The sequence below is a fragment of the Coleofasciculus sp. genome (assembly GCF_046565525.1).
Classification (GTDB): Bacteria; Cyanobacteriota; Cyanobacteriia; order Cyanobacteriales; family Coleofasciculaceae; genus Coleofasciculus.
This window is the reverse complement of record NZ_JBKHUP010000004.1, coordinates 33,613-46,583: the sequence shown is the minus strand read 5'-3', so window position 1 is coordinate 46,583 and position 12,971 is coordinate 33,613. Positions and strand designations below refer to the sequence as shown.

12 protein-coding genes are annotated in these 12,971 nt (G+C 46.2%); 11 read left to right on the top strand and 1 reads right to left on the bottom strand.

Features of this window, described 5'->3' with window-relative positions; translation table 11 throughout:
• Nucleotides 1–189 precede the first annotated feature (189 nt).
• Entirely contained in the window at nucleotides 190–1,488 is a 1,299-nt protein-coding gene (locus tag ACLGGO_RS02135; RefSeq protein ID WP_446418108.1) for an RNA-guided endonuclease InsQ/TnpB family protein, read from the bottom strand.
• A 194-nt stretch (nucleotides 1,489–1,682) separates the two neighbouring features.
• On the opposite strand from ACLGGO_RS02135, the gene ACLGGO_RS02130 reads away from it, so the two are divergent.
• The 11 genes from ACLGGO_RS02130 to ACLGGO_RS02080 all read left to right on the top strand — a co-directional run bounded on the left by ACLGGO_RS02130 (nucleotide 1,683) and on the right by ACLGGO_RS02080 (nucleotide 12,940).
• A complete protein-coding gene (locus tag ACLGGO_RS02130; protein WP_446360037.1) occupies nucleotides 1,683–1,844 on the top strand; it encodes a hypothetical protein in 162 nt (53 codons plus the stop codon).
• A gap of 198 nt (nucleotides 1,845–2,042) precedes the next feature.
• On the top strand, nucleotides 2,043–2,534 hold the full coding sequence (locus tag ACLGGO_RS02125) for a GNAT family N-acetyltransferase (RefSeq protein WP_446339949.1): 492 nt from the start codon (nucleotides 2,043–2,045) through the stop codon (nucleotides 2,532–2,534).
• Nucleotides 2,535–2,658: 124 nt separating this feature from the next.
• Complete coding sequence (locus ACLGGO_RS02120; RefSeq protein ID WP_446339951.1) at nucleotides 2,659–3,417, top strand: HEAT repeat domain-containing protein; 759 nt, start codon at nucleotides 2,659–2,661, stop codon at nucleotides 3,415–3,417.
• A 206-nt stretch (nucleotides 3,418–3,623) separates the two neighbouring features.
• Nucleotides 3,624–4,202: a general stress protein gene (locus ACLGGO_RS02115; RefSeq protein WP_446339953.1), complete on the top strand. Its 579-nt coding sequence runs from the start codon at nucleotides 3,624–3,626 to the stop codon at nucleotides 4,200–4,202.
• A gap of 196 nt (nucleotides 4,203–4,398) precedes the next feature.
• Nucleotides 4,399–5,895 carry a pentapeptide repeat-containing protein gene (locus ACLGGO_RS02110; RefSeq protein ID WP_446418107.1) on the top strand — a complete coding sequence of 499 codons (1,497 nt, stop codon included), beginning with the start codon at nucleotides 4,399–4,401 and terminating at the stop codon, nucleotides 5,893–5,895.
• 105 nt (nucleotides 5,896–6,000) lie between these two features.
• On the top strand, nucleotides 6,001–6,339 hold the full coding sequence (locus ACLGGO_RS02105; protein WP_446418106.1) for a hypothetical protein: 339 nt from the start codon (nucleotides 6,001–6,003) through the stop codon (nucleotides 6,337–6,339).
• Complete coding sequence (locus ACLGGO_RS02100; protein WP_446418105.1) at nucleotides 6,246–8,102, top strand: AAA-like domain-containing protein; 1,857 nt, start codon at nucleotides 6,246–6,248, stop codon at nucleotides 8,100–8,102. The genes ACLGGO_RS02105 and ACLGGO_RS02100 overlap by 94 nt, the downstream gene beginning before the upstream one ends.
• Before the next feature lie 165 nt (nucleotides 8,103–8,267).
• The gene (locus tag ACLGGO_RS02095) at nucleotides 8,268–8,522 is read left to right on the top strand and encodes a hypothetical protein (RefSeq protein WP_446418104.1); all 255 of its coding nucleotides are present in this window, start codon (nucleotides 8,268–8,270) and stop codon (nucleotides 8,520–8,522) included.
• 181 nt (nucleotides 8,523–8,703) lie between these two features.
• On the top strand, nucleotides 8,704–10,107 hold the full coding sequence (locus ACLGGO_RS02090) for an aminopeptidase P family protein (protein ID WP_446418158.1): 1,404 nt from the start codon (nucleotides 8,704–8,706) through the stop codon (nucleotides 10,105–10,107).
• Between the two features lie 169 nt (nucleotides 10,108–10,276).
• A complete protein-coding gene (locus ACLGGO_RS02085; protein ID WP_446339961.1) occupies nucleotides 10,277–11,989 on the top strand; it encodes an extracellular solute-binding protein in 1,713 nt (570 codons plus the stop codon).
• 228 nt (nucleotides 11,990–12,217) lie between these two features.
• Entirely contained in the window at nucleotides 12,218–12,940 is a 723-nt protein-coding gene (locus tag ACLGGO_RS02080) for a hypothetical protein (protein ID WP_446339962.1), read from the top strand.
• The last annotated feature ends 31 nt before the right edge of the window (nucleotides 12,941–12,971 follow it).

Here is a 12,971-nt window from a genome sequence, read left to right as displayed (position 1 = left end):
AATGTGACCATTGGGGAGGATTTCAGTAGATATAGCGCTTCGCTAGGCGTGTATTTACACATTAGAGAGGGATGCTTGATCAGGAGGGATTTAGAACACTTGTACTGTAACTACGCGAGAGCGAACTGCTATAAGTTGATTAAACCGATGTTCTAATTGACTTCTCCCTGGCATAAATGACCAGGGATTCTAAAAGGATACTTCGGGACGGGTTAAAACGCCGTCCGGACTTTTTATCTTTTTAGAGTTCCAAATAAATAATCTGGATGGCGCAGTCAATAACGCCCTACAGACCTTGGCTAGATCAAGTCCTAGCTGTATCTCTACTTTTCTTAAGATATTAGCCGCTCCATTTCCATCAGCATTAATGATATGCCCTGCGGCAGTTTTAAACATCCCGCGCTTAACTCTTTTCCCACTTGACTTCCACCCTTTCGGCTTTTTGCCAAATACAGGTAGAACATCATTGTCTAGAAACGATGCCTGGGATGTATACGATTCTTCCGTTTCTACAAACCGAATTCCATATTGCTTACACAATTGGGCTATTCGGTTTTTTAAACGGGATGTTGGTATTTGAACAAATTCCTGATTATTCTTTTTCCCCAACTCAATTCCATTTTTATTGCCCTGGTTCCAGCCAAATACTATTGTACCAATCCGATGAATAAGGCAGTAATTAATCACCCTTCGTGCCACCTTATTTACCGCGTCCCGCATCTGACGATTCCGTTTTTCAGTGTATGAAGCCAGTTCGTCATTCCAAAATCCTTGGGGTTTACCCTTTTTTAATTCAGCCACCCGTTTGTTATAGAACTGGTTCAAGCTTTTCAGTTTCCGTCCATCTACGATGAAGCTGGTTTCTATGTTGGATACACAGGTTAACCAGTTATTCACACCCGGATCTATTCCTAACGCTCGATTCTTGTCTACATCAGCCTTGACTGATGGCAATTGGTAGACAAATTCTGCATAAAAACACCCGTTTATGGGTAAAATTCGCAGCTCTTTAATCTCTTTAAACTCCAGGTTTGAGGGCATCGGCAGCAAGAATTCGGTTAATTTGAACCAAGTTTTAACCATTCTGCCCAAGGGAATCCTAATCAGCCCATTTTTTAGGCTTAACGCCTGCTTGGGATAACTGACCACTGTCAATCCACCCTTTTTTCGATATTTCGGTAGTTTGGGGTAGACCGGAATCTTGCCTTCCTCAAACGCCTTAGTTAACTCCCTGAATGACTTAAAGGATTCACTGACTGACCTCAAAACTTGCTGGGCAGCTTGGGAGTGCAATGCCTGAAAATGCAAATGATGTTTATACTCTTTTTCCAGGTCATATTTACCAATTAACCACCGTCGCTTAAACCACAATTGCCGCGCATAATATATGCCGCAGTTGGTTAGCTTGTTCGCTTCAGAACAGATAAAGTCTAAGATAGCGGCTAGTTCCACATCAGGCTTCAATAATACTTGTTGGCATCCATACAATTTGCATCACCTCCTAACATATACTATACTCTATATTACATCGCGCAACCGTTATAATGGTCGAATAAATTCGACTTATTTACAGACGCTCGGTTTCATCCCTCGGATGAATCACGAGGGCTTTCACCTTCGCTTTTGTGTAATTCTAAGATAGATAAAAATAGCGTTACAAATCTTTACCCTACTGCATACCTATGTCTATTTTTCGCCAATATATTGCCCCTTTTCTGATCGTCTTAGTTTTTGTCGTCGCATTACTCGCCGTTAGCGCTCGCATCTTTTTGCCCAATGATATGGCAGCGCCTGCACCTATTGAAGAGACGAATTCAGTTAGCATGAGGGGATTGGGGATGTGAGAGAGTATTGAGTGTGTAGGGGCGGGTTTAGGGACTTTCGTCTCGCTGTTCATGATAACTGTTGTTCAAAACCCGCCCATAGCTTACGCTTCTTATGACCCAGTTGCGCCATAGTACCCGTGCGAAACGTTATTGGTAAAACCCGCCCCTACAACCACGCACCCCCGCTCCCTTGTTGCCTCAACTCCTCTTTATCAGATGCGTACATTTTTAATACCGGGCTATCAGCTACGAGTTGGTTCTCGATTAGAGAAGGCAACCCTGCTGAAGTTTCTTCAACTCAGTTACCAAGAGCTTTTTTCTCAACAGCAGGATTTTTCTCATTTAGAAGAAACGGTAAGGCGGTATTTTTGTCAAGACACACCGTTGTGGTGGGTAGAATTAGCCAATCCTGAGGGTGACGCTGCACCATCACATCAACCTGTTGCTGGTCTGTGGCTGGGAAATGCAATTGATCAGGTCACCGGCGATCGCCATGCCCATGTTTTTTTGCTGTATGTGATGCCAGACCATCGGCGTCGGGGTATTGGTTCGGCGCTGATGTGCCATGGGGAGAATTGGGCGAGAGAGCGGGGCGATCGCCAAATTGGGTTGCAAGTGTTTCAGTCTAATCCATCGGCTGTGCGTCTTTATGATAAGTTAGGATTCCAAACCCAGTCCCTTTGGATGGTAAAACCGTTCTCTGGATAAGCGTTGTGACCCTCTAAAGACCTTGGAGAGCCTGCTTTGGAGTGCGAAAATTATGTAATGGATAAGTTGACAAAGGACAAATAACAAATGACAAATAACCGTCGAATAAGATATTTTTTAAAATATGTATGATAACGACGAGCTAAGATTAATCGAGGCGGCAGGTGAGCTAGAAAGCCCTCTGGATGAAATAGAGCCAATTGATGAACACTCAGAGGCGACTCAACCCGATCCAGAAGCGATGCTGGCTCTGCTAACCGCTGGCCAAACGCCCCAACGGATGCTGGCGGCGCGGGCTTTTTGTGAACTTCAAGATAAACGGGCAATTCCCCATCTGATTAATCTGTTAAATGATGTCTGTCCTTTGGTACGGGTCAGTGCAGCTTATGCCTTGGGACGCAATCCCGACCCGACAGCCGTAGATCCGTTAATTGAGCAACTGAACCGGGATTGGAATGGTTATGTGCGTAAAGGGGTCGTTTGGGCATTAGGGAATTGCCGCGATCGCAGAGCATTGCCAAGCTTGATTGATGCCTTATGTACAGATATCTCTGCCGTGCGTTTGTGGGCAGCAAGTTCCCTGGCACAAATGGCGAAGTTGGACTATGACGATATAGTCGCCTGTATTCCCCCGTTAATTACCGCCTTAAAACAAGATCCTATGGCAGCAGTACGCAGTAACTGTGCCTGGTCATTAGGGCAGCTTTGTCGAGAACTACCCTCCAATGCTATCTATGCGGGTGCGGTTGACGGTTTAATTGAAGCCTTTGCCGAAGATGAAGATATGGGCGTGCGGGAAGATGGGAAAGCAGCCCTGTTGAGAGTGGGCGATCCCCGTGCCTTACAGATGATTGAGGAACTTGAGCTAGAAGGACTGTTTTAGCGGATTGGTCATTGGTAATTTGTTTGCTCCCCCAGCGCCCTATTCCCTATTGCTTATCAACAGCTTCTCTCTACAGACTGATGAACTTTTTATGCCTGCTTCTCAAAATAGAAAGGAGAAGCACAACGCAACACTAATCCGAGTCCTGCATGCTGGCAGGTTTATCGGTGCTCAAGCATAAATAGAGAGAAAATAGAGAGAAAAATATGGCTGTAGCACAATCACAATTAAAACATGCAATTGGTGTCTTTCCTAGCCGTCAACAGGCAGAAAATGCGCTCATGGAACTCAGAGATAGAGGATTTGATCTGAATCGAGTTTCTGTGATTGCCAAAGACGCTAGTCTCAACGACAAAATTGGCGGTACTGACCTGCATAAAAGCGATGGCAACCATGCGGGAGAAGGCGCAAAAGCGGGTGCAGCGGCTGGTGGTACGGTAGGAGGTATCCTAGGCTTAATTGGTGGTCTAGGCGTACTGGCAATTCCTGGTGTCGGTGTAGCGACAGAATTAGGCGTTATTTTAGCGAATACTCTTCTAGGAGGCGTTATTGGTGGCGCAGGCGGCGGTTTAGTGGGTGCCCTGATTGGTTGGGGAATACCTGAAGATGCCGCTAAACATTATGACGAACGAGTTTCCGTTGGGGATTACGTGGTCATTGTAGAGGGTAGCGAAACCGAGATCCTGAATATGAGACCTATTTTGCAAAATCGAGGAATTCAGGATTGGGCTGTCTATAATGCACCTGGCGTCAATACCAATCCTCAGATGGGCGGTAGAGTGTAGGCAGATAGAAGGATGGGCAATGTTCATCCTATAAATAAAGTAAACTTGGAAACAGCGGGGATCAGTCCTCGCCGTTTGTTTTTTGGCATAATTCTAGGCAACCCATTCACCAAACCCTTATCATGGAAGCATTTCAGTTAATTGTGTTTCTTCCATCTACAACGGATGCGTGAAGCGGAGCTTGTCTAAAGATTTTATGTCTCCACAGACGAATGAAGACTATCTTGCCTTACTCAGGCAAGGGGTGGAGGTATGGAATGCGTGGAAGGCACACCACCCCGATATCCGACCCAATCTCTGCTTTGCTACGGGCAAGGGCTTTGCCATCCAAGGGGCAAAACTCAGTGGCGTGGATTTGAGTCGGGCAAACCTGAGTCAGGCAGATTTGAGTAAAGCGGATCTGACTGGTGCGAACCTCAGCGAAGCATTTTTGAGTGAGGCATATTTGAGTCAGGCAGATTTGATTGGTGCGAACCTCACGGCGGCAGATCTCAGAGGTGCTGATTTAATTAGTGCTAACCTGATTGGTGCGAACCTGAATAACATCTATCTGAGTGGCGCTGATTTGACTAAAGCCAACCTCAGTGGTGCTGATTTAGTTGGGGCAAAACTGATTGGCGCTAAGTTGAGTGGAACTAATCTCAGTGGTGCAAATCTGAGTGGGGCGAATCTCAGTGGTGCCCACCTTGTCGGTGCGAATCTCAGGGGGGCAAATCTTAAGGAAGCCTATTGCTCTCAAGCCAACCTTCGGGGTGCCAATTTACAACGCTGCAAAGCCCTCAACACCGATTTTCACCAAGCCATATTCACCGCCGCCTGTCTGGAAGATTGGCACATCAATAGCGGGACGAATTTAGCTGAGGTGATTTGTGAGTACATTTATTTACAAACCGATCAAAACGAACGCCGTCCCCATCAGGGAATTTTTGCCCTTGGAGAATTCACGAGGGTTTTTCAAGTCCCCTTAGAAACAGTCAATTTAATTTTCCGCAATGGTATTGATTGGCAAGCATTCTTTGCCGCCTTTCAAGCCTGTCAAGCCCAGGATGGAAGTAACATCCTCACGATTCAATCTTTAGAAAATCGCCCTGATGGGGTATTAACCATCCGGATTGCCATTCCTATCGATGCCAATCGGATTGAGGTTGAGCATTTCCTCAATCGTGAGTACGATGCCCAAATCCAGGCGATCGATAAAGACTATCGTTATCAGTTAAAGGTGAAATATGAGCAAGTTGCTGCCTATCGTCAGCAGAGTGCCAATTTAACTGAGATTTTGCAACGGTTGGCAGAGAGAACCGTGAATCCAAGTCAAACGATTAATGTAGAGGCAAGACGCTTAGTTGAACCCCTAACCTCTAACCCGCCAGATCAGGGTGAGTCCGTGGAAAATTGCCCGTCTCTTAACTGTGCGATCGCACCCCCTTATACCCTAGAACAAAAGCAACGACTGATCGATACCGCGACCAAAATTCAAAAGTTACTCCAACAACTCGATCACACCTATCCCACGAATACACCTCTGGAAAAACAGCGGGTGGTTCTCCAGGTACTAGAGAGGATTGAGAATAATCAGATCCTGAAAGCTTCTGTCGTTGAAGGCTTAAAAAACGTGCCGAGTCAGGTATTAAAAGAGTTGATTAATCATCCTTTAGTCAATGTGCTTCTGGCAGCGTTAGAAGAATATCAGTAAAACCCTTAGAGAACTCCCTAGTCAGATGGAGAAACTCTCAGGACAAGACTATACTGAAATACAGAGACTAAAACCAAGTCTATCTACCGATGCGGCAGCTTGCCCATGGAATCAGTTGAAAACGTAGCCCTGCCGTTTAACCTGAGAGGAGAAAATGCCTTAGCTGCCATTGTTTTCACCGATGTGGAATCATTTACGCCCAAAATGGCAGCCGATGAAACCCATACCTTGTCACTAATCCAACGGGATTTTGAGCAGATGAGTGGCTTCTGTCAGCGTTTTGACGGGCAGGTTCTCAAAACCTTGGGTGATGGGTTACTGATGTACTTGTCAGTGCGGAAAAAGCCGTCTTGTGTGCGGTTGAGATTCAAACAGCCTTCGCTACAGCGGCGACTCAACTGCCAGAACGGGATATTCTCAAACATCGGATTGGTATTTATTTAGGGGATGTTCTGTTTAGCGGTAACGATGTCATGGGTAATGGTGTCAACATGGCAGCACGGTTACAAAGAGAATCTGCACCTGGAGGCATTTGTATTTCCCAAACCGTTTACGATGTGGTGAAAACGCGGTTGCGCTTACCCATCACCTATATGGGATTGCGGAAACTCAGAGGAATTCACGAACCTGTACCCGTCTACCAAATTACACCGCCTCGTCCGCTGATGGGCAGCCATCAACGTGTGTTTATCTCCTACCGTAACCAAAACCCAGACTCTTGGTTAGCCAAACAATTTTATGCCGCATTATTGGATGGGGGTCATGATGTATTTATGGCGGGGGAAAATATCCGCTGGGGCGACAACTGGCCCCAACGCCTTGAGGCAGAATTAAAGCAATGTGATTACTTGTTGCTGTTATTATCAGAACAATCTGCCCTCAGTGAAATGGTGATTGAGGAAGTGCGACGGGCAAAGGAATTACGCAATACAAACCCCGACGGCAAACCGATTATATTACCTATCCGGATTAACTTTCCCCTCACCTCGCCCCTCAACTACCACCTGCGCGGCTATCTTGACCGGATTCAGCAGGGGGAATGGTATTCTGATGCCGATACAGCCAGTCTAATTCAAGAGGTTCTCAGTCTTTTGGCAGAGGGTGATACTCCAGAGGAATATCCCGAAACCACTCTAGAAACTCCCTCGGCTTGGGAAAGAGCGGATCACTATCCCTTACCCACGGCTATGCCAGAGTTGCCAGAAGGACAGGTGGATTTGGCATCAGTCTTTTATGTAGAACGTCCTCCCATTGAAACGCGCACCTGTAATACCATTATCCAACCCGGTTCTTTGATTCGGATTAAAGCCACGCGGCAGATGGGCAAAACCTCCCTCATGGCACGGATTCTCTATCATGCTAGCCAACAGAGGTATCGTACTGTCGCCTTAAGCTTTCAACTAGCAGAGGGGAAAGTTTTTGCTGATATTGATAAATTCTTACGCTGGTTTTGTGCCAGCGTGGGACGGCGACTGCGATTGCCAAATCAAGTTAATGAGTATTGGGATGATATTTTTGGCAGTAAGGATAATTGTACGGCATATTTTGAAGAGTATTTATTGGAAACTATTGATAGTCCCTTAGTTTTAGGCTTAGATGAAGTAGACTGTATCTTCCAATATCCAGAAATTGCGGCTGACTTTTTTGGGCTGTTGCGGGCATGGCATGAGGATGCCAAAAATCGTGATATTTGGAAAAAATTGCGCTTAGTGGTGGTGCATTCCACGGAAGTGTATGTGCCGATGGATATTAACCAATCGCCTTTTAATGTTGGGTTATCGGTTGAGTTACCTGAGTTGACGCCTCAACAGGTGTTTGATTTAGCCAAATTACATGGACTTGATTGGCAGTTTAACCAAGTTGAACAACTTATGGCAATGGTGGCTGGACATCCCTATTTATTGCGATTGGCATTTTATCATATTGCCCAGCAGGATATTGGTTTAGAGGAACTCTTAGGTACTGCACCTACAGAATCAGGACTTTACAGTGATCACCTTCGCCGACATTTATGGAATTTACAACAACATCCAGAACTCGCGGCGGCTATGCAGCAGGTTGTCATGGCAAATACCCCGGTACGCCTAGAATCGGCGGCGGCGTTTAAGTTACACTCAATGGGATTAGTGGATCTGCATGGGAATGATGTTACCCCGCGTTGTAATTTGTACCGTCAGTATTTCCTCGATCGCTTTGATTTAAGTTGAATGGTACTGACATAAGCTAAGTTCGTAGTTGCGCTGTCTTTGCCATCATAATTTCTTGTCTTAAATAAAAAATAAATTCGCAACAACACAATTTATAAAGGAAACTTTTTGACTATTTTTGGCGTCCCTTGAGACTAGATGAATGATTAAGTTAAAGGCAGACTCATGTTTTCAAAAAAATCGAACAAGAGAAAACCCCTGTGGATGTCTCTAGCTTCATTGACATTACTGCTGATAGTGGGCAATTTAACGATGACTGCCTGCGGACTGGTAAAACCCATCAATAAATCTACGCAACCAGAAATAGAAAATCAGCTAACTGAGAAAGACTCAGCCACAGATACTGATCAAGATGCTGAGGCAGAAAAACAGTATGAAGCCGAAGGGATAGACACAATTGATGATGATGATCCTGAATGATTCTTAATCCGGATTGACTACCTCCTTTTTGCAAAAGCCGGGGATTTATACCGAGTTGCGCTCAAACATAGTAGATAGGAAAAGCAGGGGAGGCAGGGGAGACAGGGGAAGCAGGGGGAGAGAAAGTTATATCTTTGAATGCAACGTGGTATTAGTCACAACTTGTGCTACCCTCCAAAATATGGAGAGTCAGCATAACTACAGTAACCTAGCAACCACCTTGCGCGATCGCAGAGTTCGCCTCGCCCAGCTTATCGATTTCCCTGTCATTCTCTGGGCGGGAGGTTCCCATCCGCGCAATTTTCCGGCAAATCTGTTTCCGTTTCGCGCCAGTAGTCATTTTCTCTACTTTGCAGGTTTACCTCTAGAGGGCGCCGTCATTTATCTCAAAGATGGCAGGTTAGAACTATTTATCGATGAACCCTCGCCAGCCAGTACCCTTTGGCATGGCGAAATGCCCAAACGAGAGGAAATAGCCCAAACAATTGGTGCTGATGCAGCTTTTCCTGTCTCAGAATTAGCATCGAGGACAGCCGATGCGGCAACTCTGGCGGTGCAAGATGTGATAACGTATCAGCAGCAAGAGCAACTGTTAAATCGATTCGTCGCCCCTGCTAACGCCCCAGAAGGAATTGACCGCGAATTAGCCAAAGCGATTGTCTCTTTGCGACTGTGCCACGATGCTGAGGCATTATCGGAGTTACGTAAAGCCGCCGCCGTGACGGTAGCTGCTCATAAAGCGGGAATGCAGGCAATTGGGGGTAGAGACGTTGCGGCGGAATGTCTCTACGAAGCCGCAATCCGGGGGGCGATGGAAGGAGTAATTCTTGCCCACAACATGAATTGCGCTTATGGCAGTATTGTCACGGTTCATGGGGAAGTGTTGCACAATGAACATTATCACCACCCCTTGCAACCTGGAGATTTACTTCTGGCAGATGTGGGGGCAGAAACGGAGAGGGGATGGGCAGCAGATGTGACTCGCACCTTCCCGGTGACGGGAAAGTTTTCTCCGACGCAGCGTGATATTTACGAGTGTGTTTTAGCCGCCCATAATGCTTGTATTGAGAAAGTTCATCCGGGTGTAGAATATCGCGACATTCATTTATTAGCTGCTGCAACTATTACTCAAGGATTAGTGGATTTAGGGATTTTGCGAGGACAGGTTTCGGATTTAGTGGAACAGGATGCTCATGCTTTGTTCTTTCCTCATGGCGTTGGGCATCTACTTGGTTTAGATGTCCATGATATGGAAGATTTAGGCGATTTAGCCGGGTATGCAGAAAATCGAGTCAGGAGCAATCGCTTTGGCTTAGGGTTTCTGCGACTTGATCGACCCTTGCAACCGGGAATGCTGGTTACAATTGAACCTGGATTCTATCAAGTTCCAGCTATTTTAAATGATCCAGAACGACGCGCTAAGTATCAGGATGTGGTTAATTGGGATCGTTTAGCTCAGTTTGCTGATGTGCGCGGGATTCGGATAGAGAATGATGTTTTAGTCACTCAAGAGGGTAGCGAAGTCCTCACCGCCGCCTTACCAACTGATGCAGATGCAATTGAACAACTGATGATATCAAGTTAACCCCCCTACCTTGCGGACGCAAGGCAAGTGTAGCTGCGACTTCCTCCTCGCCAATTTACCATCGAAAAGGCTCGCATCCCTTACTACGAACTACGAACGAACTCCTCAAGCAGGCGCGATCGCTCCTACACTAGAGTTATAATACCTAGTCATTAATGTAGAGGCTTTTATGCATCTGCAACCTCGCCCATTCATCACTCGCCTTACGGCTGTCCTCAGCCTTCTACTCCTCAGCGCTTGTAACGGGAGTAACACGAATCCAGACAACTTCGGTGGTTTGACGATTAAATTCCTAGCAGGTAGCGCCTTGGGAGACTTCTGCAACCAAGCGGCGGAAAAATTCAATCAACAACAGCCCCAACTTGATAATGGCACCGCCATCCGCCTAACCTGTGAATCGATGGGGAGTGGCGATATCGTCACCCGCCTGGTTTCTCAAGGCTCACAACTCAAAAATGGCACCCTGGAAGCAGAATCTGCTGAATTGCCCACCTTGATTTCCGTGGATGGCGAGATTTATCAAAGTCAGCTAATCTACCGGATGAATCAGCTATTTCCCGGACAAAACTACATCCCGGAGATTACAGACTCCCCCCTGCTGGTAAATAGTCCGATGGTATTTATGGCACAAGAGGATGTAGCCACAGGATTGAAGAACACTGCTGATCCCTTCAAAGCCTTAGTCACTGCTGAAACCCATCAAGATATCGACCCCGCCAGTCCCCCCCTAGCCGTTCACTACGTCCATACCGCACCCACCCGTTCTAATTCTGGCTTACAAACCTTAGTCGCCCAATATGCGGCGGTTTCGGGGAAGCGCCCGGAAGATTTAACGGTGGAAGATGTTAAGAACTATGAATCACAAGTTCAGCAAATTCAAAGCAAAATCACTCGGTATGGTGTTTCCACCGATTCACTAGCGCAAGCCATGGTACAAAATGGACCCTTTTGGGCGTCTGTGGGTTCAGTCTATGAGTCTTCCGTCATTGCGGCGAATGCGAACCCTCAACCCAATCAACCTCGTTACCAAGCCGTTTATCCTAACGCCACTTTTACCTCAAATATGCGGGCGATTATCCCCAATGCGCCTTGGGTGAGTGAGGAAGAAAAAGCCGCCGCCGAGAAGGTTGTTACTTATTTGCAATCGCCTGAAGCCCAACAAATTGCTACTGAACTGGGTTTGCGCCCTGGAACCCCAGGTGTCGCTTTAGGACCTAAATTTATCCCAGAGTTTGGCGTTAATCCACAGGCGAAATACGATTCCTATCGCCCCCCTCAACCTGAAGTTGTTGAGGCAATGTTAACCTCCTGGCAAGAGGTGGCAAAGAAACCGTCCCAAGTGGTTGTGGTTGTGGATACATCAGGTTCGATGACGGGTAATAAGTTACCTGCTGTACAGAATACATTGCAGAAATATATTAATAGTTTAGGGTCTAAAGATAAGATTGCCCTCATTGATTTTGATGAGGAAATTCGCGAACCTGTGTTAGTCGAAGGAACTGATGCCGGACGGAATCGCGGTTTGGAGTTTATTAGTGGTCTCAAAGCTGATGGAGGGACTAAACTTTATGATGCGGCGCTTTATGCCCGTAACTGGTTGCAAGAAAATCCGCGCCCGGATGCGATTAATGCTGTGCTAATTCTCACCGATGGTGAAGATTCGGGTTCTCAGATTAATCTGAATCAACTGGAACAAGAATTGCAAAAAAGTGGGTTTAATAGTGATCAGCGAATTGCCTTTTTTACCATTGGTTATGGCAGGGAAGGTGAGTTTGATCCTCAAGCGCTGAAGAAAATTGCTGACCTGAATGCGGGCTATTACCGCAAAGGAGACCCAGAAACGATTGCTACGGTTATGAATGATTTGCAGGTTGAATTTTAGTTGGTCATTCGTCATTTGTAAGGGTTTGAGGGTTGTTTACATAACTTAATATGGTTGAGTTTATTTCCACCAACCTACTTAGTCCCTAAACTCGCCCCTACAAATCAGGTTCCCTAGAAGGTTGTGAAGGATCAACACTTGATCAGGGCGGGTTTAGTCGCATCTGGGTTAGGCAAGAAACGATAATAGTGAAACCCGCCCCTACACAAAATACAAAACACAAAACCGATGAAACTGGCAAATCCACTTAACTATCCTTTAGCTGTACTCGCTGGCGGAATTGTCCTTGTTGTCGGCGTTCGTCTGGCTAACTTACCCAGCGTAGCCATGTTACCATTTGCCGCCGTTATTGCTACAGGCGGCGCGATCGCACTCAAATCGAAAGAACCGGAAACACTGAATCTAGAGAACCCGGAACTGGCGCGGGAACTGCAATTGGTCAAACAGCAAGCCCAGACATTAGCAGGGAAAGCGGAGATATTGCGATCGCAGGCTACTCAACTCTTAAGCGATGGCTTAGAAGTCGAGTTACTCGCCGCCGTTCAGTATACGTGCGATCGCGCCTCTGAATTGCCTGCTAAAGTTGACCAGTTGTCTCAACGCTTCCAAGGGGCTGATTCCCTATTATCCGTCAGTGATTTACAACAACAACTCGAACAGGTCAATCAAAAACAAATCCAAGCCAGTGGTGTTGCTAAAGACCAACTTAACAAACTTACAGAAAGCTTGCAGCGTAATCTCCAGTTAGCGCATCAGGGACAAGATGCGCGTCAAGCCCAAGTTACCAGTCTTTCGACTATGATTGCTGATGCCGCCGGGGTTTTGCAGCAACTCCAAAATAAGCTAAGAACTGCCGATTTAAATGACTCTGAACAAGCCAGGGAACTCCTTTCCTTGAGTGAAGAACTTCATAGTTTAGAAGAGAGTTTCGATCTATTGGTAACAAAATAATCCAAGTAAACGTTTGAATTTTGACTTTTTA

Excerpts from the sequence above, each read along its gene's own strand:
- ACLGGO_RS02085 (WP_446339961.1), top strand. The coding sequence starts at position 10,277 with ATGCATCTGCAACCTCGCCCATTCATCACTCGCCTTACGGCTGTCCTC.
- ACLGGO_RS02125 (WP_446339949.1), top strand. The coding sequence starts at position 2,043 with ATGCGTACATTTTTAATACCGGGCTATCAGCTACGAGTTGGTTCTCGA.
- ACLGGO_RS02090 (WP_446418158.1), top strand. The coding sequence starts at position 8,704 with ATGGAGAGTCAGCATAACTACAGTAACCTAGCAACCACCTTGCGCGAT.
- ACLGGO_RS02115 (WP_446339953.1), top strand. The coding sequence starts at position 3,624 with ATGGCTGTAGCACAATCACAATTAAAACATGCAATTGGTGTCTTTCCT.
- ACLGGO_RS02110 (WP_446418107.1), top strand. The coding sequence starts at position 4,399 with ATGTCTCCACAGACGAATGAAGACTATCTTGCCTTACTCAGGCAAGGG.
- ACLGGO_RS02095 (WP_446418104.1), top strand. The coding sequence starts at position 8,268 with ATGTTTTCAAAAAAATCGAACAAGAGAAAACCCCTGTGGATGTCTCTA.
- ACLGGO_RS02120 (WP_446339951.1), top strand. The coding sequence starts at position 2,659 with ATGTATGATAACGACGAGCTAAGATTAATCGAGGCGGCAGGTGAGCTA.
- ACLGGO_RS02105 (WP_446418106.1), top strand. The coding sequence starts at position 6,001 with ATGGAATCAGTTGAAAACGTAGCCCTGCCGTTTAACCTGAGAGGAGAA.
- ACLGGO_RS02130 (WP_446360037.1), top strand. The coding sequence starts at position 1,683 with ATGTCTATTTTTCGCCAATATATTGCCCCTTTTCTGATCGTCTTAGTT.
- ACLGGO_RS02080 (WP_446339962.1), top strand. The coding sequence starts at position 12,218 with ATGAAACTGGCAAATCCACTTAACTATCCTTTAGCTGTACTCGCTGGC.